At 74.4% G+C, this 23,334-nt stretch carries 15 protein-coding genes, 2 tRNA genes, 1 other RNA gene and 1 pseudogene; 9 read left to right on the forward strand and 10 right to left on the reverse strand.

Translation table 11 applies throughout. The features are described 5' to 3' along the window. The first annotated feature begins 257 nt into the window (after positions 1–257). The 6 genes from ACFV3R_RS00950 to ACFV3R_RS00975 all read left to right on the forward strand — a co-directional run bounded on the left by ACFV3R_RS00950 (position 258) and on the right by ACFV3R_RS00975 (position 9,861). Positions 258–2,987: a SpoIIE family protein phosphatase gene (locus ACFV3R_RS00950; RefSeq protein ID WP_385573170.1), complete on the forward strand. Its 2,730-nt coding sequence runs from the start codon at positions 258–260 to the stop codon at positions 2,985–2,987. Positions 2,988–3,241: 254 nt separating this feature from the next. After that, positions 3,242–4,324 carry a magnesium and cobalt transport protein CorA gene (locus ACFV3R_RS00955; protein WP_385574208.1) on the forward strand — a complete coding sequence of 361 codons (1,083 nt, stop codon included), beginning with the start codon at positions 3,242–3,244 and terminating at the stop codon, positions 4,322–4,324. 405 nt (positions 4,325–4,729) lie between these two features. Beyond that, positions 4,730–6,538, forward strand: a complete 1,809-nt coding sequence (locus ACFV3R_RS00960) for a pectate lyase (protein WP_385573172.1) — start codon at positions 4,730–4,732, stop codon at positions 6,536–6,538. 248 nt (positions 6,539–6,786) lie between these two features. Then, positions 6,787–8,625, forward strand: coding sequence for a prolyl oligopeptidase family serine peptidase (locus tag ACFV3R_RS00965; protein ID WP_385573175.1), 1,839 nt, complete (start codon positions 6,787–6,789; stop codon positions 8,623–8,625). 365 nt (positions 8,626–8,990) lie between these two features. Then, complete coding sequence (locus tag ACFV3R_RS00970; RefSeq protein ID WP_385573177.1) at positions 8,991–9,377, forward strand: cupredoxin domain-containing protein; 387 nt, start codon at positions 8,991–8,993, stop codon at positions 9,375–9,377. 25 nt (positions 9,378–9,402) lie between these two features. After that, entirely contained in the window at positions 9,403–9,861 is a 459-nt protein-coding gene (locus tag ACFV3R_RS00975; protein ID WP_385573179.1) for a hypothetical protein, read from the forward strand. 196 nt (positions 9,862–10,057) lie between these two features. Here the strand turns inward: ACFV3R_RS00975 and ACFV3R_RS00980 are convergent, their stop codons facing one another. From ACFV3R_RS00980 to ACFV3R_RS00990, 3 genes are all read right to left on the reverse strand, one after another. Next, positions 10,058–10,981: an SURF1 family protein gene (locus ACFV3R_RS00980; RefSeq protein ID WP_385573181.1), complete on the reverse strand. Its 924-nt coding sequence runs from the start codon at positions 10,979–10,981 to the stop codon at positions 10,058–10,060. Positions 10,982–11,077: 96 nt separating this feature from the next. After that, positions 11,078–12,097, reverse strand: a complete 1,020-nt coding sequence (locus ACFV3R_RS00985) for a DUF4232 domain-containing protein (RefSeq protein ID WP_385573184.1) — start codon at positions 12,095–12,097, stop codon at positions 11,078–11,080. A gap of 824 nt (positions 12,098–12,921) precedes the next feature. Further along, a complete protein-coding gene (locus ACFV3R_RS00990; RefSeq protein ID WP_385573188.1) occupies positions 12,922–13,569 on the reverse strand; it encodes a SigE family RNA polymerase sigma factor in 648 nt (215 codons plus the stop codon). Positions 13,570–13,992: 423 nt separating this feature from the next. On the opposite strand from ACFV3R_RS00990, the pseudogene ACFV3R_RS00995 reads away from it, so the two are divergent. Next, positions 13,993–15,073, forward strand: a pseudogene (locus ACFV3R_RS00995) (MerR family transcriptional regulator). Between the two features lie 12 nt (positions 15,074–15,085). Here the strand turns inward: ACFV3R_RS00995 and ACFV3R_RS01000 are convergent. The 7 genes from ACFV3R_RS01000 to ffs all read right to left on the reverse strand — a co-directional run bounded on the left by ACFV3R_RS01000 (position 15,086) and on the right by ffs (position 22,856). Then, positions 15,086–16,216: an aspartate-semialdehyde dehydrogenase gene (locus ACFV3R_RS01000; protein ID WP_385573191.1), complete on the reverse strand. Its 1,131-nt coding sequence runs from the start codon at positions 16,214–16,216 to the stop codon at positions 15,086–15,088. Further along, a complete protein-coding gene (locus tag ACFV3R_RS01005; protein ID WP_385573193.1) occupies positions 16,213–17,484 on the reverse strand; it encodes an aspartate kinase in 1,272 nt (423 codons plus the stop codon). The genes ACFV3R_RS01000 and ACFV3R_RS01005 overlap by 4 nt, the downstream gene beginning before the upstream one ends. A gap of 529 nt (positions 17,485–18,013) precedes the next feature. Then, positions 18,014–18,673, reverse strand: a complete 660-nt coding sequence (locus tag ACFV3R_RS01010; protein ID WP_385573196.1) for a DUF5063 domain-containing protein — start codon at positions 18,671–18,673, stop codon at positions 18,014–18,016. After that, entirely contained in the window at positions 18,666–19,265 is a 600-nt protein-coding gene (gene recR / locus ACFV3R_RS01015) for a recombination mediator RecR (RefSeq protein ID WP_385573198.1), read from the reverse strand. Before recR ends, ACFV3R_RS01010 begins: the two co-directional genes overlap by 8 nt. Before the next feature lie 118 nt (positions 19,266–19,383). Then, positions 19,384–19,728, reverse strand: coding sequence for a YbaB/EbfC family nucleoid-associated protein (locus ACFV3R_RS01020; protein WP_385573201.1), 345 nt, complete (start codon positions 19,726–19,728; stop codon positions 19,384–19,386). Positions 19,729–19,976: 248 nt separating this feature from the next. After that, complete coding sequence (locus ACFV3R_RS01025) at positions 19,977–22,553, reverse strand: DNA polymerase III subunit gamma and tau (RefSeq protein WP_385573203.1); 2,577 nt, start codon at positions 22,551–22,553, stop codon at positions 19,977–19,979. 204 nt (positions 22,554–22,757) lie between these two features. Further along, positions 22,758–22,856, reverse strand: an RNA gene (ffs, locus tag ACFV3R_RS01030) — signal recognition particle sRNA small type. A gap of 73 nt (positions 22,857–22,929) precedes the next feature. On the opposite strand from ffs, the gene ACFV3R_RS01035 reads away from it, so the two are divergent. Together ACFV3R_RS01035 and ACFV3R_RS01040 are read left to right on the forward strand one after the other, a co-directional pair. Next, a tRNA-Ser gene (locus ACFV3R_RS01035) sits at positions 22,930–23,014 on the forward strand. A gap of 233 nt (positions 23,015–23,247) precedes the next feature. After that, a tRNA-Ser gene (locus tag ACFV3R_RS01040) sits at positions 23,248–23,332 on the forward strand. The last annotated feature ends 2 nt before the right edge of the window (positions 23,333–23,334 follow it).

The raw sequence follows: 23,334 nt of genomic DNA on the forward strand, positions 1-23,334 counted from the left end.
TGCCCGGGGGCCGGCGGCCCGGGGGCCCCCCCCCCCGCCGGGGCCACCCGCCCCCTGGGGCTGGGTTGGCCCCGCCGGGCGGGGGCCCCCCCCCACCACCACACCTGCGGCTGCTCCTTCGGGGTCGGCGGCCCGGGCGCTGCTAGAAATGACCCATGTTCGGACGCTCCCGGAGGAAACGGGCAACCGCTCCACCCCCTTCCCGCCCGCCGGGCCGGTGGCAGGCGGCCCGAGCCCGGGCCCGGCGGGGCGGGAGCATGCCCGCGGGCCGCGGCCGGGCGTCACTGCTGGGCATCCGCAGCCTGGCGGGCCAGGTCTTCCTGCTCCAGTTCGTCATCGTGCTCCTGCTGATCGCCGCGGCCGGAGCGGTGCTGCTGCTCCAGAGCCGCCGCGACGGGGAGAGTGAGGCCCGCGCCCGGTCGCTCGCCGCGGCGGACGCCTTCGCCCGCGCCCCCGGCACCCTCCAGGCCGTGGAGAGCCGGAACCCGACCGCGGTGCTCCAACCCCGGGCGGAGGCCGTCCGCAAGCAGACGGGCGTGGACTACGTGGTGGTCTCCAACGTCCACGGCATCCGGCTCACCCACCCCGACCCGGCCCGGATCGGACAGCACATCGTGGCGCGGGTCGGTCCCCTCCTGCGGCCCCAGCCCACCACGCACGTCCTCACCTCCGCCCAGGGCCTCGCCGTCGACACCGCCGTGGCCATCCGGCGGCCGGACGGCTCCTACGCCGGGCTGGTGTCGGTCGGTGTCACCGTCCAGCGGGTCAACAGCGCGGTGAACCGGCAGCTCCCGGCGCTGCTGGTGGTCGGCGCGGCGGCGCTGCTCCTCACCGCGGCGGGCACCGCGCTGGTCAGCCGGCGGTTGCGGCGCCAGACCCACGGCCTGGCGCCGGCGGAGCTCGCCCGGATGTACGAGCACCATGACGCCGTGCTCCACGCCGTGCGGGAGGGCGTCCTCATCATCGGTGCCGACGACCGGCTGCTGCTCGTCAACGACGAGGGACTGCGTCTGCTGGACCTGCCCCGCAACGCCGAGCAGCAGCGCGTCGCCTCGCTGGGACTGGAGCCGGACACCGTCGCCCTGCTGACCGGCGAGGGCGCCCTCACCGACCACGTGCACCGGGCCGGCGACCGCATGCTGGCCGTCAACAAGCGCCCCACCGCGCCCTTCGGCGGACTGCCGGGAAGCGTGGTCACGCTGCGCGACTCCACCGAACTCCAGGCGCTGGCCGGCCGGGCCGAGACCGCCCGGGAGCGACTGCGGCTGCTGCACGACGCCGGCACCCGGCTGGGCACCACGCTGGACGTGACCCGCACCGCGCAGGAACTTGCCGACGTGGCCGTGGGGCGGTTCGCCGACGTCGTCGCCGTCGACCTGGCCGAAGCAGTGCTGCGCGGTGACGAGCCGACGCGCGAGGTGCCCCCGCTGCGCCGGGTCGCGCTCGTCGGGCTCACCGAGGACCATCCCCTCATCCCGCTGAGCTCCCTCGACCGCGCCGAGGCCGCTCCGCACGCCCGGGCGCTGCAACGGCGCGCCGGCGTCCTCGAACCGGACCTGCGCGAGGCCCGGAAGTGGCGGCGGCAGGAGCCGCAGCTGGTGACCCGGCTCCTGGAGTCCGGCCTGCACTCGCTCGTCACCGTGCCGTTGCAGGCCCGCGGGGTGATCCTGGGCGTCGCGGACTTCTGGCGGCGGGACCCGCGGGAGCCCTTCGACGAGGACGACCTGGCGTTCGCGGAGGAGCTGGCCGCACGGGCCGCGGTCTCCGTGGACAACGCCCGCCGCTACAGCCGCGAGCACGCCATGGCCGTCACCCTCCAGCGGCGGCTGCTGCCCCGGGGCGCGCCCCGGCAGGACGCCGTGGACGTCGCCCACCGGTACCTGCCGGCCCGGGCCGGGGTGGGCGGTGACTGGTTCGACGTGATCCCGCTGCCCGGCTTCCGCGTCGCCCTCGTCGTCGGCGACGTCGTGGGCCACGGGCTGCACGCCGCGGCCACCATGGGCCGGCTGCGCACCGCCGTGTACAACTACACCGCGCTGGACATGCCGCCCGACGAGCTGCTGAGCCGGCTGGGCGAACTGGTCACGGCGATCGACCGGGACGAGTCGGGCGGCGGCGAGGGGGCGGAGGAGGAGGCCGGCCTGACCGGCGCCACCTGCCTGTACGCCGTCTACGACCCGGTCGACGGCTGCTGCTCCGTGGCACGGGCCGGGCACCCGGGCCCCGCGCTGGTCCATCCCGACGGGCGGGTGGAGCTGGTGGACGTCCCGGTCTCGCCGCCGCTGGGTGTGGGCGAGCCGCTGCCGGTGGAGGCCGCCGTCCTGCGCCTGGACGTCGGCACCCGCATCGTCCTCTACACCGACGGTCTGGTCACCGACCGCCGCCGGGACCTGGAGACGGGGCTCAGGGCGCTCCAGGACGCGCTCGCCGCCACGGGCCCCGAGGCCACCCCGGAGGAGACCTGCGTCCACGTGCTGCACGCGCTGCTGCCGCCGCAGCCCGTCGACGACATCGCCCTGCTGGTGGCCCGTACCCGGCGGCTGGCGGCGGACCAGGTGGCGACCTGGGAGGTGCCGCCCGACCCGGCCGCGGTGGCCGACGTGCGCGCCCGGTGCTCCCGACGGCTGCAGGAGTGGGGCCTGGAGGAGATCGCCTACGCCACCGAACTGATCCTCAGCGAACTGCTCACCAACGCCGTCCGCTACGGCTCGCCGCCGATCGCCGTCCGCCTGCTGCGCGACCACACCCTGGTGGTGGAGGTGTCCGACGGCAGCAGCACCTCCCCGCACCTGCGGCGGGCCGGCGCCACGGACGAGGGGGGCCGCGGCCTCTTCCTCGTCGCCCAGTTCGCCGAGCGGTGGGGGACCCGGTACACCCCGGTGGGCAAGGTGATCTGGGCCGAGCAGTCCCCGCACGACGCCGCCGGCGCGAGCGGCGAGGACCTGGGCGACGCGCTCCTGGACCAGTGGGACGACGTGGACCTGTGACGCCCCGAACGGCCGGCCCCTGGACGGCCCGTGTCCGCCCCCGTCAACCGTCCCCCGTCGGCATCCCGCCGGTTCCCGGCCGCCCCTCCCCTCACCGACGGCCGGCTCCCCGATCCGTCCGCTCCTCGACGGCCGGCCGGCCGCGGCCGTGGGAGGCGGAGCCCCGGGATTCGGACGGGAAGCGGAGCACGGTCCGGGGCCTCGTGCGGGGGTGGCACACTGACCGCGACGGGAAGGAGCCGACCGTGCCCACGCTGACGAGTGATCTCCGCCGCACGCTCCGGCGCCCCCGGCCGCCACGGGTCGACCTCAGCCACCCGGCCCGCTCCCCGCTCGGCAACGCGGTCGTCAACTGCGTGGTCTACGAGGACGGGCGGCGTCGCGAGGCGCCGGCCGGCCTCGACGAGGCGCTCACGCGGGTGCGCCGCTCCGGGCGCGGATTCGTGTGGATCGGCCTGCACGAGCCCGACGACGCGGAGTTCGCGGACCTCGCGGAGCGCTTCGCGCTGCACCCGCTGGCCGTGTCGGCGGCCATGGGGGAAAGCCGGCGGCCGAAGGCGGAACTCTACGGCGACACCCTCCTGACCGTGCTGCGGACCGTCACCTACGTCGAGCACCGCGAGCTGACCGCGACCAGCGAGGTGGTGGACAGCGGCGAGCTGGTGGTCTTCACCGGCCCCGACTTCGTCATCTCGGTCCGGCGCGGCAACCACGGTTCGCTGGGCCCGGTACGGGAGTCGCTGGAGGCCGACCCGGACCGGTTGGCGCTCGGCCCCGCCGCGGTCCTGCACGCCGTCGCCGACCGGGTGGTGGACGACTACCTCGCGGTGGTGGACGCGGTGCAGGACGACATCGACGCGGTGGAGGCCGCGGTCTGCTGCGAGGACGGCGGTCGCACCGACGCCGGCCACATCTACCAGCTCAAGCGCGAACTGCTGGAGCTCAAGCGGGCCGTGACACCACTGGCCCGCCCCCTGCACACCCTGGCCACCCGGCCCGCCGGACCGGTGGACGGTGCGGTGCGGCCCTACTTCCGGGACGTGGCCGACCACCTCGCACACGTGGTGGAACAGGTCACCGTCTTCGACGGGCTCCTCGACTCCGTCCTCCAGGCGCACCTGGCGCAGGTGACGATCGCGCAGAACGAGGACATGCGCCGCATCACGGCGTGGGCCGGTGTCATCGCCGTACCCACGATGGTGTGCGGGGTGTACGGCATGAACTTCCACGACATGCCGGAGCTGACCTGGAGCTTCGGGTATCCGCTGGTCATGGGCGTGACGGCGGTCGTCTGCTTCCTGGTGCACCGCTCCTTCCGGCACAAGGGCTGGCTCTGAAGGTCCGCCGGGCCTCCTCCGCCACCGGTGGGGCTCCCCGGTTGTCCCGGGGGCTCGCCGGCTGCCCGTAGCGGTCGCCGGCCGGCTCCGGCGCCGCTTCCGGTTCCCGCTCCGGCACGGCGGGGCGTGGGGCACCGGTCGGGCCAGGGACCGCCGCACCCGCCATGACCGGCACGGCGCTCTCCCCACTCCCCCCGCCCACACCCTCGACGGTCACATGGCTGAACAACTTTCACTGACGCGAACCTTGAGGGGCCGCGACGGCAGGTGATAGGCGTAAGGCGCGAAGTCGGTTCCCCCAGCCCGCCGACGAGTTGACCCCTCACGCCGTCCGGTGACCGCCGGGCGACGGGAAGACCGCGACGCGGCCCACCCATGCCGGGAGGCGCACCCGTGACACCGCCCATGACCCGCAGGAACTTCGCCCTACTCGCCACCGCACCCGCCGCCCTGGGCGTGCTCCCCCTGCTCGGGGCAGCCCCCGCCCGGGCGGCCACCCGCGCCACGGGTTCCGCCGCCGAGACCACCCGGACCGGGGAGGTGGCGCGGGCGATGCGCCGTGCCGCCGTCTTCATGGACGAACAGGTCTCGTACGAAGGCGCCTACGTCTGGAGCTATCTCCCCGACCTCTCCGCCACCTGGGGCGAGATGGCGGCCAGGCGCACCATGTGCTGGGTACAGCCGCCGGGCACCCCGAGCGTGGGCCACAGCCTCCTCGACGCCTACCACGCCACCGGCGACGAGTCCTTCCTCCACGCGGCGACCCGCACCGGACACGCCCTGGTACGGGCCCAACTCCCCGTGGGCGGCTGGAACTACGTCCACGACTTCGCCGGTGAGGGCGCCTTGCGCGAGTGGTACGCCACGGTCGGGGCGAACGGCTGGCGGCTGGAGGAGTTCCAGCACCACTACGGCAACGCCACCTTCGACGACGCGGGCACCGCCACCACGGCCCAACTCCTGCTGCGGCTCTACCTGGAGCGCCGGGACCCGGTCTTCGGCGCCGCCCTGGACCGGGCCATCGGCTTCGTGCTCCGCGCCCAGCTCAGCGGCGGCCCGGCCGACGGCGGCTGGCCGCAGCGCTTCCCCGCGTTCGCCGGCTCGGTCAGCCGGACCCACTGGCCCGCCGACCGCCCGTCCTGGCTGCCCACGGACATCCGCCACGGCATGGAGGACGGGGACTACACCGGGCACGTCACCTTCAACGACGACGTGCTCGGCGAGAACATCAAGTTCCTGCTGATGTGCGCCGCCGCACTGGGCAGGCACGACCTGCACCGGCCCGTGCTGCGCGCCATGGCCTGCCTGCGGCGGCTCCAGCAGCCCGGTCCACAGGCCGGCTGGGGCCTCCAGCACCTGACGCGAGCCGCGGGCGGCCGGCCGGCGGGGGCACCGGCGGGCGCCCGCTCCTACGAACCGCGGGCGCTGACGACGCACACCACGCAGACCAACGTCCGCCAGCTCTTCCACTACTTCCGGCTGACCGGCGACCACGCCTACCTGGAGCGGGTGCCCGAGGCCATCGCCTGGCTGGAGAGCTGTCCGCTGACCGCCGAACAGAAGGCCGACAACCCGTTGCTGGCCGGCAGCACCCACCCGACCTTCGTGGACCTGGGGACCAACCGGCCACGGTTCGTCCACCGCTTCGGCTCCAACATCCGCAACGGCGCCTACTACTCCGACCACGACCACCGAAACACCCTCAGCCACTACTCCGCCGGCCGGTCGGTGGACACCGCCTCGCTGCGGGCCACCTACGAGGAGCTGATGTCGCTGGGGCGGGCCGAGGTGGCCGAGCTGAGGGCGCGGTCGCCGCTGACGCCCGGGCGGCCCTACGCGCTGCCCCGCTACTTCAGCATCCGCGACCTCGAACTCACCGATCTCTTCCGGGAGTCGACGCTCACCCTGCCCACGGTCACGGCGGCCGAGGCGGCGGGGCTGGTGGCGGGGCTCGGCACCCGCGACCACTGGCTCAACCCGATCGGCACCACCACCAACCCCTACCGCGGCCCCGCCTCCGCCACCCCGTACGACGGCACGGCCTACCGGAGCAAGCACGTGGGCGACCTCGGCGACTCCTCCCCCTACGACCCGGCCGACCCGCCCGCGACCCCCCTCTACACACCGCACCCGAGCGCCACCGGCATCACGACGTCCGCCTACACCGGCAACATGGCCCGGCTCGTCGCCCACCTCGCGGGGCCACAGGGGTAGCGCACCCCGCGGAGTGGTGCGTGGGGCCCGGCCGGGCGGGGCGCGGGAGCGGCAGCGGGGGGCGGCAGCGGGGGGCGGCAGCGGGGGGCGGCAGCGGGGGCGGTGGGGGCGGCAGCGGGGGCGGTGGGGACGGGCGCGGCCGGGTTTTCCACAGGCTGGTGGTCTCTCGCTTCCCCCGTCCTCCCGGTTGTCCACAGGGTCGGGGCCGACCTGGACGGAGGGTGGGCGGCTCGGCGCAGAATGGGGGCATGACTGAGAGCACCGAATCCATCGCACCCGAGACCGCGGGCCGCCCCTCGGCGACGGGGGACGCGGACCTGCCGGCCTGGGAGCGTCGGTTCCGCGCGCCTCGGGTGTCGCTGCCGGAGTGGGCCGAACACGCCCCCGACCGCTCGCTCTTCGTGTCCAACGCCACGGGCACCTTCGAGCTGTACGCGTGGGATCGCACCACCGACACCCGCCGCCAGGCCACCGACCGCCCCAACGGCACGACCCACGGCACGCTCTCCCCGGACGGCGCGTGGATCTGGTGGTTCTCCGACACCGACGGCGACGAGTTCGGCGTCTGGCGGCGGCAGCCCTTCCACGGCGGCCCCGACGAGGAGGCCGCCCCCGGCCTCGCGCCCTCCTACCCCGCAGGGCTCGCCCTCGGCCGGGACGGCACCGCCGTCGTGGGCCGCTCCACCGACGAGGACGGCAGCACCCTGCACGTGGTGCGCCCGGGCGAGGAGCCGCACGAGATCTACCGCCACCGCGAGTCGGCCGACGTGGCCGACCTCTCCCGCGACGGCACCCTCGTCGCCATGGAGCACACCGAGCACGGCGACGCCATGCACTCGGCGATCCGCATCGTGCGGCTGGACGGTTCGACCGTCGCGGAGCTGGACGACACCGAGGGCGGCACACGCCCGCTGGGCCTGTCGGTGATGGGTTTCGCCCCCGTCGAGGGCGACTCGCGGCTGCTCGTGGGTCACCAGCGCCGAGGCCGCTGGGAGCCGATGGTCTGGGACCCGCTCACCGGTGAGGAGACCGAACTCGGCCTGGACCTGCCCGGCGACGTCTCCGCCGACTGGTACCCGGACGGCTCGGCGCTGCTCGTCGAGCACGAGTACCGGGCCCGGAGCGAGCTCTACCGCCACGACCTGGCCGCCGGCGCCCTCACCCGCGTGGAGACGCCCGCCGGCACGCTGGGCGGCGCCACGGCTCGACCGGACGGGACGGTGGAGTTCCTGTGGTCCTCCGCCGCCCAGCCCCCGGAGGTGCGGTCGACCGCCGGCCGGGTCGTGCTGGACCCGCCCGGTCCCAAGGCCCCGCCGTCGGTCCCGGTCGAGGACGTCTGGGTGGACGGTCCCGGCGGACCGGTCCACGCGCTGGTCCAGAAGCCGGCGGGCGAGGGGCCCTTCCCGACCGTCTTCGACATCCACGGCGGCCCGACCTGGCACGACAGCGACTCCTTCGCCTCCGGCCCGGCGGCCTGGGTCGACCACGGCTTCGCGGTGGTCCGCGTCAACTACCGCGGCTCCACCGGGTACGGCCGCGAGTGGACCGACGCCCTCAAGCACCGCGTCGGCCTCATCGAGCTGGAGGACATCGCGGCGGTCCGCGCCTGGGCCGTGGAGTCGGGCCTCGCCGACCGGGAGCGGCTGGTCCTCTCCGGTGGCTCCTGGGGCGGCTACCTCACCCTCCTCGGCCTCGGCACCCAGCCGGAGGACTGGGCGGTGGGCCTGGCGGCCGTGCCCGTGGCCGACTACGTCACCGCCTACCACGACGAGATGGAGGCCCTGAAGGCCATGGACCGCACCCTGCTCGGGGGCACCCCGGAGGAGGTCCCGGAGAGGTTCGAGGCATCCTCGCCCCTGACGTACGTCGAGGCCGTCCGCGCCCCGGTGTACATCTCCGCGGGCGTCAACGATCCCCGGTGCCCCATCCGGCAGGTGGAGAACTACGTCGAGCGGCTCAAGAAGCGGGACCACCCGCACGAGGTGTACCGCTACGACGCAGGGCACGGCTCCCTCGTCGTGGCGGAGCGCATCAAGCAGGTCCGGCTGGAGCTGGACTTCGCGCGGCGCCACCTGGGAGTCGGCTGACACCCACGGGACGGCCGGGCCCGGGGCGCCTCTCCTGCCTCCGGGCCGGCCGGCCCGGGTCCATGGCGCCCGGACGGCCGTCCCGGCTGCGTGGTGCGTGGGCGGCCGTGGCTCCGCTCGCCCGAATGCCGCTCCGAGCTGGTCGGTGACCGCGCTGCCGGGGTGTAGTGCAGGGAGAGGCGGCCTCCGTGCCCCACGACGTCCCCGGTGTCCCGGCACCCCGGCGCAAGGGCGGGCGGTGTCGGCGGGCTCCACGGTCGTGCCGTCCTCGTCACCCGTCGGGGAGGAGGTGCCGCCGGGACCACGGACACGTCCCCGTGGTCCGGGTGCTGACCGTCGCCTCCCGTGAGCTCTCAGGAGATGCCATGCCCGTGACGACCCGCTCGCGACGCCTGTGCCTGCCGGTGGCGGCACTGCTGGGTGCAGTGGCCCTCTCGGGCTGCGGTGGCGGCACGGGCAGCGGGGCGGCCTCCTCGGCCGCGCCCGCCGCCGACAGCGCCGGCTCGCCCCAGCTGACGATCAAGGACTTCACGTTCAGGCCCGCCACGTTGAAGGTCAAGGCCGGCCAGAAGATCAAGGTCACCAACAAGGACAACACCGCCCACACCGTGACGGCGAAGAACAAGTCTTTTGACACCCACGACATCGCCCCGGGCAAGAGCGTCACCTTCACGGCGCCGTCCAAGAAAGGCAAGTACCCCTACACTTGCACCATCCACCCGAACATGAAGGGCACGCTCACCGTCGGTTGACCCAGGTCGTCCACCAGGAGGAACCATGTCGCCGGCCCGCCACACCCCCGCCCTTCGCCCCGGTGGCCTCGGCGGTGCCCCGGGAGCCGTGGCACGCCTGCTGGCTGCCGCCGGTCTGGCCGTGGACGCCTGGGTGCACGCCCGCCTCGCAGAGCAGTACGACGCCGTGTCGGCCTGGGTGAGCCAGGGGACGCTGTTCCGCCTCGAAAGCGCGCTGGCCTGCCTGGCAGCGGTACTGGTCCTGTTCTGGCGCCGCCGGCTCGGTGACGCGCTGGCCTGGCTCGTCGCTGCCGGCGGGCTGGCGCTGCTCCTGGTGTACCGCTTCGTCGACGTCGGCTCGCTGGGCCCGGTCCCCGACATGTACGAGCCGATCTGGAACAGCGACAAGACCCTCACCGTCGCAGCGCAGGGCGTCACCGTCCTCGCCACCACCTACCTGCTGCTGCGGCCCCGCAGACACCGCACCGGACGCACCCTGGCCTGAGACCGACGGAGACGGTCGGACGGAAGGAGACAGCGGGTCGGCGCAGGACGGCGCACGCGCACCACGGACAGCGCACCACGGACAGCGCACCACGGACGGCGGACGGCGTAAGAGGCAGGAGCCGACTCAGCGGAAGCCGGGCGCAGCGGGGGGATCCGCGGAACCGGGCGCAGCGGGGGCTCCGCGGGAGCCGGGCTCAGCGGGCGGCGCGCCCGGGGCCGTCTCCGCCGGACTGCGCGGGTGCGCCCGCGGCGGCGGCCTCGACCGACGCGTCCGCCGTCCCCGGGGCCGTCCGGGCCTCCGAGCGGGGGGCCGGGGGGACGCCGAAGCCGGAGCGGGGCCCGGGGTCGGGGTGGATGCCCAGAGCCCGGTCGCGGGCGGCTTCCGCCTCGCGCCGGAACAGCCGGAACCACATGAAGACGGCGAAGCCCGCGAAGACGAACCACTCGCCGGTGTATCCGAGGTTCTGGAAGGCCTTGAGGTCAAGCCCGCTGTTCTCAGGGGCGGCCGGGGGCACGGGCTTCAGCGGGGACCGGGGGTGGGTGAGCGTCACCCAACCGTCGTAGACGTCGTAGGGCACCACGTTGACCAGCGAGGCAGCGCTGATCATGCCGAGCTGCCCCTGCGGGAGACCGCCGGAGACCGCGCCGTCGGTGTCCTGGCTCTCCGACGCCTGCAAAGCACCCTGGACCGTCACCTCGCCACGCGGCGGGGCGGGCACCTTCGCGGTGGCGTGCGGGTCGTCCGCGTCCCCCGGCAGCCAGCCGCGCACCACCGGCAGCGCCTTGCCCCCGTCGGTCCGCAGCAGCGTCAGCACGTAGAAGCCTTCCCGTTCGCCCAGCCGCCGTCCCGGCACGAGAAGTTGGTGACCGGTGTCATAGCGACCGCGGGCGGTGGCCAGTCGCCCCGAGGTGACCTGGCTGACGGGCAGCAGCCGGCCCACGGGTTCCGGCGCGGCCTGCTGGGCCCGGGTGGTGCGGTGCTCCTGCTGGTGCTGGGCGTCGACACGGTCCTCGAAACGGCTGAGCTGCCAGGTGCCCATGAGGACGCAGAGGGGCACCGCCAGCAGCGCGAAGAGGTTGATCCCCCACCATCGCGGGGTCAGCAGAAACCGGTACACACCCCAACGGTACGGTGCCGTGGCGCCGGAGCCGCACCGCCCCCTCCGGGGCAGGGCCCCCGCAGCGGGCCGGCGGACCCGGCCCGGGCGCTTGGCTCAGGAGGTCGCCGGCAGGGCACCGGTGCGGTAGACGGTTCCCGCACAGGCCTCGGAGAGAACGGTCTCGGCTGCGGTCGGACCACCCGCCTCGGGCGTGTTGCTCAACCTGACGCTGGCGGGCACGCCGCTCTCCGACGTCCCGTCCGAGCCACCCGCCTGGGAGCCCGCGCCACCGTCCCCACCGTCACCGGCCGCGGGTGCGGAACCCTGCGGCGCGTCCGAGGCGCCGGTGGTCTCCCCCGGTGGCGCCGGGTCCTCAGTGGGTGACCCGTCGTCGGTGGCGCACCCCGACCGGCCGCCGCCCTCCCGCGGCACCCAGGCGAAGCGGACCTCGTAGGCCTGTCCCGGTTCCAGCACCAACTGGTCGGGGGCGTCGGTGGGGTCGGGCAGACCGGTCGCTGCGTCACCCGAGGTGTGGTCGACCACCTGGATCGCCGCGCTACGGGCGCCGCCCTGGGCGATGGCGCTGACCGTGCCGCCGCCCTGCACCGTGCAGGGGGCATCGGAGACGTTGGCGACGCGGAAGGTGCCGTAGACCCGGCCCGCCGCGTCGGGCGAACCGCTGGACGCGGAACCGGCGCCGAGCTGCTCCCTGCCGCAGGTGGGGGACGTCACGTTGGCCGTCTCGGTCGGCGAGGGGCCCGTCCCGGCGCCCCCCGGGTCCGCGGACGCCCCTGCCTTCCCGTCCCGGTGCCCGGCCTTACCGTGCGCGTGCGGCGGGCGGCTGCCGGCCCCCGCCCCGGAGCCGCCGTCCCCGTCGGGGCCGTCCTGCCTGCCTGCGGCTCCGGGGAGCGTCTTGCTGCTGGCCGTGTTGGTGCTGCGGTCGTCGGCTCCGATGCCGGGCACCGCGTGCACGGCCAGCGGGAGCGACACCCCCGCCAGCGCCAACGCGGCGACGGCCCCGGCGACCAGCTGCCGCCGCCTGCGGCGCCGCGCCGGGACGGCCTGCTGCAGGTGTGCCAGGGGGTCGCCGCTGGGCTCCAGGTTGCCTGCGACGGAGTGCAGCAGCCGCCGCACGTCGTCCTCGTCGAAGTTCTCCCAGCCGCGACGGGTCCCCGGTCGCCCGCCCGGGCCGTCGCCCGAGGCGTCAGCGCCGGGTTCGGCTCCACCGCTGCCGCCGGGTTCGGCTCCGCCCCTGCCGGGCTCCGCCGGGTTCGGCGCCGGTTGCCGCCCGCCTCCTGAGGGCCCGGACGCCGACGACGGCGACGCCCTGGTGGCCGAGGCCGGCTCCGATGCCCCGTCCGACGCCGGCTCCGGCGCCGGGCCAGCCGTCCGGGGCCGCCCCGCCGCCCCCACCGGCGCACCGGGGCGATCCGGCGCACCGGGGCGAGCCGGCGTACCAGGACGATCGGGCGTACCCCCTTGCCGGTCCGCCGGCACCGGACGGTCCGGCGTGCCCGGGGCCGGCGATGCTTCCGGCTCCTCGGCAGTGCGGGGTGCAGGGGATACCTGCGGGGTGCGGGATGCCTGCGGGGTGCGGAGCGTGGAGGCCGGGCGGTGGGCCTCCTCCGGACCGTCTGCCGACCGGGCGTGCTCCGCCGAGGGCCGGCCGGTCCTCGGCGCGGAGCCGGCGCCTGCCGGGTGCGGGCCCGCTCCTGCCGGATGCGGGCCTGCGCTCGCGGCGTCCTCGGCGAGTGCGGCGCGCAGCCGGGCCGATCCGTCGGCCGGCGGTCCGCCGGAACCCCCGTCCTCCTCGCCCTTCGGTCCGCCGGGGACGCTCTCCCCGGAAAGAGGGCTCTCTTCGGCGGAGGGCGGCGGCTCGGCCGGGTCGGCCGGCCGGAGCCGCTCGACGGGCTCCGGGCCGCGCCCCGGCCTCTCGTGCCGGCGGTCGCCTCCGCCACTCATGCCGGTGCCTCCATGGCCACACGCAGTGCCGCAATACCCCGGGAGCCGTACGCCTTGACCGAACCCAGCGATATCCCCAGCGTCTCGGCCACCTGCGCCTCGGTCATGTCCGCGAAGTAGCGCAGCACGAGCACCTCACGCTGCCGGCGCTGGAGCCCGCGCATGGCCTGGATGAGCTGGTCGCGCTCCAACTGCTCGTAGGCGCCCTCCTCCGCGCTGGCCATGTCGGGCATCGGCTTGGAGAGCAGCTTGAGGCCGAGGATGCGCCGGCGCAGGGCCGAGCGGGAGAGGTTCACCACCGTCTGCCGCAGGTAGGCCAGCGTCTTCTCCGGCTCACGGACACGGCTGCGGGCGGAGTGCACGCGGATGAACGCCTCCTGGACGACGTCCTCGCAGGAGGCGGTGTCGTCCAGCAACAGGGCCGCCAGTCCCAGCAGCGACCGGTAGTGCGCGCGGTAGGTCTCCGTGAGGTGGTCGACGGTGGTGCCCGCCACTGCTGCCGTCGCCGTCTCCTCAGAGTCCTCCCGTTGCTGGGGGAGGGGAGCCGGACGCGGGGCGGACCAGGGCGCGATCACCGGCATGCCGCCGGCCGCCCTTGGGCGCGGCAGTGCCACGCCGCCCGCCCGGCCCACCGGGGTTGCCATGCCGAGTACCTCTGCCACGCCTGTTGGACACGCTTCCCCCCGTCAGGGTTGTACGCGTACGGGACACCGCCCCCGTATCCGTCGTACACCGCCATGTGCACCACCCGCCCTCCATGCCCCCGAACCCCGGACGCCGTGGGAGGCGGCCAGAGAGACGCGAACCGCCCGGCCATCGGTTCCGAAGCCGGGCGGAAGCGAAATCGTCGGACAGATGGCCGACCCATAGCAAGGGGAAGAGCCCAACGATTCGCTCACATAATCTCCACAGGGTCGACGCGGGCTGACGTGCCGTCGGGCGGCGCCCCCGACGGCCCGCCCGGAAAGGGCCGCCCTGTCCGTCTCTCGCCCTGGTTGACCTTTCCCTTGGGGCAGACCGCAGCATCAGTGAGCCGGGCGAGGTGCCCGGCACGAGGAGGAACGGGCATGGGTTTGCTGACCATCGGAGTCTTCGCGAAGGCGTCCCGGCTGTCGCCGAAGGCGCTGCGGCTCTACGACGAACTCGGCCTGCTGGCCCCTGCTCGCGTCGACCCGGTGACCGGCTACCGCCTCTACGCCCCGGAACAGCTGGAGCAGGCCCGACTGGTCGCCTGGCTCCGACGGCTGGGGATGCCGCTGGCCCGCATCCGGCACGTCCGCACGCTGGAGGCGGACGCGGCGGCCCAGGAGATCCGCGCGTTCTGGGCCCGGGTCGAGGCGGAGACCGCCGCACGGCGGGACCTGGCCCGCCTTCCTCATCGACCACCTCTCCCGGAAGGACCCTGCCGTGTCCCCGACCGCCACACCCCTGGACATCCAGTACGCCGCCCTCTCCCACACGGGCCTGGTCCGTGAGTCCAACCAGGACACCGCCTACGCCGGCTCCCACCTGCTCGCCGTCGCCGACGGCTTCGGCAGCGGGGGAGCTCCCGCAAGCGCCGCCGCCGTCGAGGCGCTCAAGCGCCTGGAGACCGAGGGCGTCTGGGCGGGCGACCTCCTGGGCGTCCTCGAAGGCGCCGTCGAACAGGCCGAACAGGCCGTGCGCGGTCTCGCGGGGACCGGCACCTCCTCCGAGGAGGCCGGTACGACACTCACCGCGATGCTCTGGACCGGGTCACGACTCGCCCTGGTCCACATCGGCGACTCCCGCGCCTATCTGCTGCGCGACGGGCAGCTGTTCCAGATCACGCACGACCACACCATGGTGCAGGCGATGGTCGACGAAGGGCGGCTGAGCCCCGAGGAAGCCGCCTTCCACCCCCAGCGTTCGCTGCTGGTAAGGGCGCTGGGCCAGGAGAGCGCGGTCACCCCCGACCTGCGCCTGCACGACGCCCGGCAAGGAGACCGGTACCTGCTCTGCTCCGACGGCCTGTCGACCGTGGTGCCGGCCGACGAGATCCGCGAGCTGCTCACCGGGGTCAGCGAGCCCGAGGAGGCCGTCCGCGCACTCGTCGGCCGCGCGAACGGCTCCGGCGGTCCCGACAACGTCAGCTGCGTGGTCGCCGACGTGCGGGAGCGTCACCGGTAGGGCCCTGCCGGCTCAGTGCCGGTGGCCGTCGACCGCGCCCGCCGTCAGCTCCGCGGCGATCCGTTCGGCCAGTTGCGTCAGGTTGAGGGCGGAACCCTTGCGGAGGTTGTCCGCACAGACGAACAGCTCCAGCGCCCGGGGGTCGTCCAGGGAGCGCCGCACCCGGCCGACCCAGCAGGGGTCGGTACCGACCACGTCCGCGGGCGTGGGGAACTCCCCGGTGGCCGGGTCGTCGCAGACGACCACGCCCGGTGCGGCGGAGAGGATCTCGTGGGCACCGGCGACCGTGACGTCCCGCTCGAAGCGGGCATGGACGGAGACGGCGTGTCCGGTGAGGACCGGTACGCGCACACAGGTCGCGGCGACCCGCAGGTGCGGCAGCCCGAGCACGCGGCGGGACTCCTCACGCAGCGCCAGCTCCTCGGTGGACCAGCCCTGCGACGCCTCCTCACCCGTCCAGGGCACGACGTTGAGTGCGACCGGCGCCGGGAAGGGCCCGAGCCCGTCGCCGAGCGCGCGACGCACGTCGCCGGGCGCGGTGCCCAGGTCGGTGCCGCTGACGGCGGCGAGCTGGGCACGCAGGGTCGCCGCGCCCGCCGGACCGAGGGCGGAGACCGCCTCGTAGCTGGAGAGCACGAGTTCCTCCAGACCGTACTCGGCGTGGAGGGCGCCCACCGCGACGATCATCGCCAGGGTGGTGCAGTGCGGGCCGGCGACGATGCCCCGGGGCCGGAGCCGGACGGCCGCGGCGTTGACCTCGGGCACCACCAGCGGGACCTCCGGGTCGCCGCGGAAGGCCGCGGTGCCGTCGACGACCACCGCCCCGCCGGCCACGGCGCGAGGCGCCCAGTGCCGGCTGACCTCCTCGGAGCCGGCCTCGGAGTCGGCGAACACCACGACGTCCGCGCCCCGCAGGGCGTCCTCGTCGAGGGGGAGCACCTCGGTCTCCGCGCCGCGCACCGTCAAGCTGCCGGGCGACGGCGCCCCGGGGGCGACCAGCCGGATCTCGCCCCAGACGTCGGCCCGCTCCGAGAGCAGGCCGAGCATGACCCTCCCCACGTCACCGGTCGCACCGACGACGGCGAGGTTCGGCTTGCGGACCGCCCCCTGCGTACCGGGGCGGTCCGCGAAGCCCGAGGTCATCGGCCGGTGCCTCCATAGACGACGGCCTCGTCGCTCTCGCTGTCGAGCCCGAAGGCGGTGTGGACGGCACGGACGGCCTCGGCCACGTCGTCGGCCCGGGTGACGACCGAGATGCGGATCTCGGACGTCGAGATCAGCTCGATGTTGACGCCCGCGTTCGAGAGCGCCTCGAAGAAGCCCGCCGTGACCCCCGGATTGGTCTTCATCCCCGCGCCGACCAGCGAGATCTTGGCGATCTGGTCGTCGTAGCGCAGCGAGTCGAAGCCGACCCTCTCGCGGGTGCGCTCCAGCGCCGCGATGGCCTTGCGGCCCTCGGACTTCGGCAGCGTGAAGGAGATGTCGGTCAGGCCGGTGGACGCCGCGGAGACGTTCTGCACGACCATGTCGATGTTGATCTCGGCGTCCGCGATGGCCCGGAAGATGGTCGCGGCCTCACCCGGCTTGTCGGGCACTCCGACGACCGTGACCTTCGCCTCGGAGGTGTCGTGCGCGACACCCGAGATGATCGCCTGCTCCATCGACTGGTCCCCTTGCGGTTCGTTGCTGACCCAGGTGCCGCGCAGTCCGGAGAAGGACGAGCGGACGTGGATCGGGATGTTGTAACGGCGTGCGTACTCCACACAGCGGTGGAGGAGCACCTTGGAGCCGGAGCTCGCCAGCTCCAGCATGTCCTCGAAGGAGATCCAGTCGATCTTGCGGGCCTTCTTCACCACCCGCGGGTCGGCGGTGAAGACGCCGTCGACATCGGTGTAGATCTCGCAGACGTCCGCCTCCAGCGCTGCGGCGAGCGCCACGGCGGTGGTGTCGGAACCACCACGGCCCAGCGTGGTGATGTCCTTCTTGTCCTGGGAGACGCCCTGGAAGCCGGCGACGATGGCGATGTTGCCCTCGTCGACGGAGGTCTGGATGCGGCCCGGGGTCACGTCGATGATCCGCGCCTTGTTGTGGACGGAGTCGGTGATCACCCCCGCCTGGCTGCCCGTGAAGGACTGCGCCTCGTGACCGAGGTTTTTGATCGCCATGGCCAGCAGGGCCATGGAGATCCGCTCTCCGGCGGTCAGCAGCATGTCGAACTCGCGCCCCGACGGGATCGGGGACACCTCCTGAGCGAGATCGATCAGCTCGTCCGTCGTGTCGCCCATCGCGGAGACCACGACAACCACCTGGTTGCCGTTCTTCTTGGCCTCCACCACTCGCTTGGCGACGCGCTTGATGCCCTCGGCATCCGCAACGGAGGAGCCGCCGTACTTCTGCACGACAAGGCCCACGTGCGCTCCTCGCAACTGTCTCTTCGGGAACCTCGGCTCCCGGACCTCCTTCAAGGAGGTCATGCGGTCGGCTCAGTCTAACGAGCAGGCGGTTTCCGCCTCGCCAGTACCACGTGGTGAGATACGCGGCTCACACTCCGGTCGGCGGGCGGCGGGCCGCGTTCCTCCGCGGCGTCCCGCGAGCGTGAGGTACGCGGGTCGGCCACCCACTGTCCGACGTCGGCGTGGGCGCCCCATCGCGCCCGCTCGGCCTGTACCTGCCCCGTCGCCCGGAGAGCACACGGAAAGGTAAGCCAGTTCACAAACCGCACGTGGGGCCTTGACACGCGCCCCCGCACCACCTGCCCCGCGCCCGGCGTCGCCCCCGGGCCCGCGCACCCCCGCACCGCGCGCGAGCGCCCCGGCGCCCCGGCGCCCCGGACGCGGCCGGGAACACCGCAGGCCGTGCGGGGTGGGCCGGTCCGCGGTCGGGGCTGGGTGGGCCGTGCGGGTGAGCGGCCCCGGGTCCGCCGGGTGTGCCGGCGGCGCCTCAGGCTTCCTGTACGCGGACCGGGACGCCGATCTCCTCGGCCATCACGCGACCGGCCTCCTCCGCCAGCGCGTCCTCACCGTCGGTGTCGCTGTCGGTGTCCAGGCCGTCCAGCTCCACCAGCGGCTGCCCCTGGCGGACGTGAGCCACCAGGGACTGCAACGCGCGCAGGGCGGCGGAGGCGGTCGGGCCCCAGTTGGAGAGGTAGGAGAACTGCCACCACCACAGCGCCTCGCTGACGCGGCCGGCCCGGTAGTGGGCCAGCCCGTGCCGCAGGTCGGCGACGATGTCGGCCAGGTCGTCCGAGACGCGCCGGGCGACGGGCGCCTGCCGGGGCACGTACGGGTCGAAGACCTCGGAGTAGACGTCGATCGGGTCCAGCAGCACGGCGAAGCGTTCCCGCAGCTCGTCGACGTCCGGCTCGGGACCGATGTCGGGCTCGTACCGCTCGTCGGGCACGAAGTCCTCGTGCGCCCCGAGACGGCCGCCCGTCAGCAGGAGCTGGGAGATCTCCAGCAGCAGGAAGGGCACCGCACTGTCCGGTTCGTCGCCACGACCCACCTCGGTGACCGCGACGATGAAGCTCTCGACCGAGTCGGAGATCTGGACGGCGAAGTCGTCGGGGTTGCGTGTCGTGTCGTGCAGCGTGGCGTCAGACATCGAGAAGTCTCCTTCCTTCGAAGGCCCGCCCCAGCGTGACCTCGTCGGCGTACTCCAGGTCTCCTCCGACCGGCAACCCGCTCGCCAGCCTGGTCACCCGCAGCCCCATGGGTTTGACCATGCGCGCCAGGTAGGTGGCGGTGGCCTCTCCCTCCAGGTTGGGGTCGGTGGCGAGGATCAGCTCGGTGACGGTGCCGTCGGCGAGGCGTGCCAGCAACTCCCTGATGCGCAGATCGTCCGGACCGACGCCCTCGATCGGGCTGATGGCCCCGCCCAGGACGTGGTAGCGGCCCCGGAACTCACGGGTCCGCTCGATGGCGACGACATCCTTGGGCTCCTCGACCACGCAGATGACCGCCGGATCGCGACGCGGGTCCTGGCAGACCCGGCACTGCTCCTCCTGCGCGACGTTCCCGCAGACGCTGCAGAACCGGACCTTCGCCTTCACTTCCATGAGGGCGTGGGCGAGCCGGCGGACGTCGGTCGGCTCGGCCTGCAGGATGTGGAAGGCGATCCGCTGCGCGCTCTTGGGACCGACGCCGGGCAGCCTGCCCAGCTCGTCGATCAGGTCCTGGACCACGCCTTCGTACACGGAACGCCCTCTTCCTCTCCTGCCGCTGAACGTACGCTAGTTGCCCCCGCCTTCTGAAGGGGGGAAACCGAGGTTCCCCCGAAGGCGGTCCGGCCACGAGGGCCGGACGGGGCGGGTCTCAGATGCCGAGGCCGGGGATGCCGCCGCCGGCACCGCCGAGGCCCTGAGCCAGCGGGCCGAGCTTCTGCTGCTGGACCTGCTCGGCCGAGCCCACCGCGTCGCGCACGGCGGCCAGGACGAGGTCGGCGAGGGTCTCGGTGTCCTCGGGGTCCACCGCCTTCGGGTCGATGACCAGGCCCTTCAGCTCACCGGAGCCCGAGACCGTGGCCTTGACGAGGCCGCCGCCCGAGGAGCCCTCGACGGACATGCCCGCCAGTTCCTCCTGTGCGGCGGCGAGGTCCTGCTGCATCTTCTGGGCCTGCTGGAGCAGCTGCTGCATGTTGGGCTGACCACCGGGGATCACGACATGACTCCTGCGAACGACGACTACGGGTGTACGGAAGGCCGAGCCTACGTGGTCGGCTCGGGCGGCGCGGCATGTCGGGGCACGAGGCGGCAGCCGTCCCGCCGTGCCCTCGGCGGCCGGCTCGCCGGCCCTCCCACCGGCTCCACGGCCGGGCACCGGCTGCGGGGCCGGCGCCGACCGCGGACCCAGGACCACCGGGCGCCGGGGCGAGGCCGGGGACGGGAACCACCGGGTGGTCCCCGCGGTCACTCGTGGCTGAACTCCTCCAGGACCGTGGCACCGAGTTCGCGGACGATCAGGTCGTGGCCGCTGAGCGCCGAGTCCACGAGGTCGGGGTCGTCCTCCGCGGGCATGTCCTCCTCGTAGGGCGAGGACTGCTCGGACCAGCCGGAGCCGGCCGGCGACGAGGACTGCGGGCCGCCGGCGGGCTGTCCCTGCCCGGCACTCGCGGAGCCCGACACCGCCGCCCGCGCGGCCCGGGACCCGCCCGAGTCCTCGCCGGCCGCCGGCCCGCTGCCGCCGTCCTGGCTGCGGGGCGCGGGAGGGGAGTACCCGGACGGCGCGGGCGCCGCCGGTCCCTGCCCGCCGCCGCCGTAGCCGCCGTTCCCGCCGGGGCCCCTGGCGGGGGGCGCGCCGCCGGCGCCGGCGCCGCCCGAGGGGTCCACCAGGGCCTCGATCTGCCACTGGACCCCGAAGCCCTCCGAGAGGGCCTGCTTGAGCACGTCCTCACTGCCGCTGCCGACGAAGCTGTCGCGCGCGCCGGAGTTGGAGAAGCCGATCTGGAGCGTGCGCCCGTCGAACCCCGCGACCTGCGCGTTCTGGCTGAGGAGGATCCAGGTGAAGCGCCGGCGGTTCTTCACCGCCTCCAGGATGCCGGGCCACATCTGCCGGACCTGGACCGCGCCCTGTGCCATGTCCCCCTGTGCCGCGCCCCCGGCCGCCTGCGGGCCGGCGCCGGACGCCGGGCCACCGCCCGGTGAGCCCGGGTGCTGCCGACCGGGGTCGGCCGCGGGGGCCTGGGAGTGGCCCGCGGCGGCCTGGTCGTCCTGCTCGGGCTCCGGACGCGGCCGGGTCCTGCCCGGTGCCGCCGCGGTCGGCCAGCTGCCCGGTCGCCGCGCGTCGGCCCCGCCGGACTCCCCCGCCGGGGCCCCGGGCACGCCGGAGGACGCCCCGGACCGGCCCGGACCGGCAGCCGCGGGCCATGCGCCGGGCTGCCGGGCAGCCGCGGTGCCGTTCCCGCCACCGGGGGTCTCGCCGCGGGGCGCCGAGGGCTCGTCCCGGGGCGCCGCGGGGGCGCCGCTCGGCCCGGCGTCGGGCCCACCGGCCGCGGAGCCGCTCGTGGGCCAGGCACCGGGCGACGCGGTCCGCGCCGGCCCCGGCCGGCCCGACGCCTCGGCTGCCTCCTCGCCACCGGCGACCGGGCCCGGGCCGGACGGCCGGGACGGGGACGGTGCGGACGGGCCCGGCGGAGACTGCTGGGGCTGAGGCTGCTGGGCCTGGGGCGGGTACTGCTGAGGGGCGCCGCCCGCCTCGCGCATCGCGGCCCTCGCCGCAGCCGGACCGCCCGGTCCTGCGGGAGGAGCCGCCTGGTGTCCGCCCGGGCCCGGCACGTACTCGACCACCGGGTCGCCCGGGGCCGCCATGCTCACCTGGGGCCCGCCGGCGGCCCCGCGCTCCAGCCTGTCCAGCCGGGCCTGGAGGGAGCGCTCGTCGGAGTAGGCGGCGGGCAGCAGCACCCGCGCGCAGATCAGTTCGAGCTGGAGCCGGGGCGAGGTGGCGCCCCGCATCTCGGTCAGGCCCTCGTTGACCAGGTCCGCGGCACGGCTCAGCTCGGCGGCACCGAAGACCGAGGCCTGGGCCCGCATCCGCTCCAGGAGGTCGGCGGGTGCGTCGATCAGCCCCTTCTCCTCGGCGTCCGGGACGGCCGCCAGAATCACCAGGTCCCGCAACCGCTCCAGCAGGTCGGCGACGAACCGCCGCGGGTCGTTGCCGCCCTCGATGACCCGGTCGACCACCTCGAAGGCCGCGGCGCCGTCCCCCGCGGCGAAGGCGTCCACCACCGAGTCCAGCAGCGAACCGTCGGTGTAGCCGAGGAGTGCCGTGGCCATGGCGTAGGTGACACCCTCGTCAGCGGCGCCGGCCAGGAGCTGGTCCATCACCGACATCGAGTCACGCACCGAGCCGGCGCCGGCGCGGACCACCAGCGGCAGCACGCCGTCCTCGACGGCGATCTTCTCGTGCTCGCAGACCTCGGCGAGGTAGTCGCGCAGCGTGCCCGGCGGCACCAGCCGGAACGGGTAGTGGTGGGTCCGCGAGCGGATCGTCCCGATGACCTTCTCGGGCTCCGTCGTGGCGAAGATGAACTTCAGGTGCTCCGGCGGCTCCTCGACCACCTTCAGCAGGGCGTTGAACCCCGCCGAGGTGACCATGTGGGCCTCGTCGATGATGTAGATCTTGTAGCGGCTGGAGGCAGGGCCGAAGAAGGCCTTCTCGCGCAGGTCACGGGCGTCGTCGACACCACCGTGGGAGGCGGCGTCGATCTCGATGACGTCGATCGAGCCGCGTCCGCCGCGCGCGAGGTCCTGGCAGGACTGGCACTGCCCGCACGGAGTCGGCGTGGGCCCCTGCTCGCAGTTCAGGCAGCGCGCCAGGATGCGCGCGCTGGTCGTCTTGCCGCAGCCGCGCGGCCCGCTGAACAGGTACGCGTGGTTGACCCGGTTGTTGCGCAGGGCCTGCTGGAGCGGATCGGTCACGTGCGACTGCCCGATGACCTCCGCGAAGGTCTCGGGGCGGTAGCGGCGGTACAGCGCGAGGGACGACACCCTTACGACGATATCGGCCCGCGCCGACAACCGGGTCCGAGCCGTTCGCCGCCGCCAGACCGGGGGGCCCCGGCGGAACCGGCGCTGCCGACCGGGGCCCGACGCCCTGACGTCCGACGGTCTCCGCCCGGCCCCGCGCCCGCGTCCGCGACCGGTGGGAGTCGACCTCGACCACCGGCCCTGCCCGGGCAGGCCCTCCCCGGGAACGACAACGCCCCCCACGCACCCACCAGAGCCCACTTACCCTTGCTGCCTTCCGGCCCTGGGGGAGTTCGGTGAGATAGCGCCACGTGAGGGGCTGGCCCCCACTGTAGCGGATACCTCCGGGGGAGAACGAGTTCGCGACCACTCCCCGCGGTCATGTAATGTCTCCGGCGGAGGATTCGCCTAGTGGCCTAGGGCGCACGCTTGGAAAGCGTGTTGGGGGCAACCCCTCACGAGTTCGAATCTCGTATCCTCCGCACCCCGCCTGAACAGGCGAAACGAGGAGCCGGACCGCAGCACGCGGTCCGGCTCCTTGTCATCTGCGGACGTCCCTCCCGCCGCCCGGCCCGGACGGACCGGCACCGGCCGCGACCGTGGGCCAGGAGGAGCGAGACGCCGGCAGACGGCCGGGAGTGATTCACCCCACCCTCACGTCCGCACCCCGGTCCACGTGCTCGACCACCTCCCGCGGTCCTGTAGGGTCTCCGGCGGAGGATTCGCCTAGTGGCCTAGGGCGCACGCTTGGAAAGCGTGTTGGGGGCAACCCCTCACGAGTTCGAATCTCGTATCCTCCGCC

Origin of the sequence: Streptomyces sp. NPDC059740 (assembly GCF_042733155.1) — a bacterium.
Taxonomy (GTDB): Bacteria; Actinomycetota; Actinomycetes; order Streptomycetales; family Streptomycetaceae; genus Streptomyces.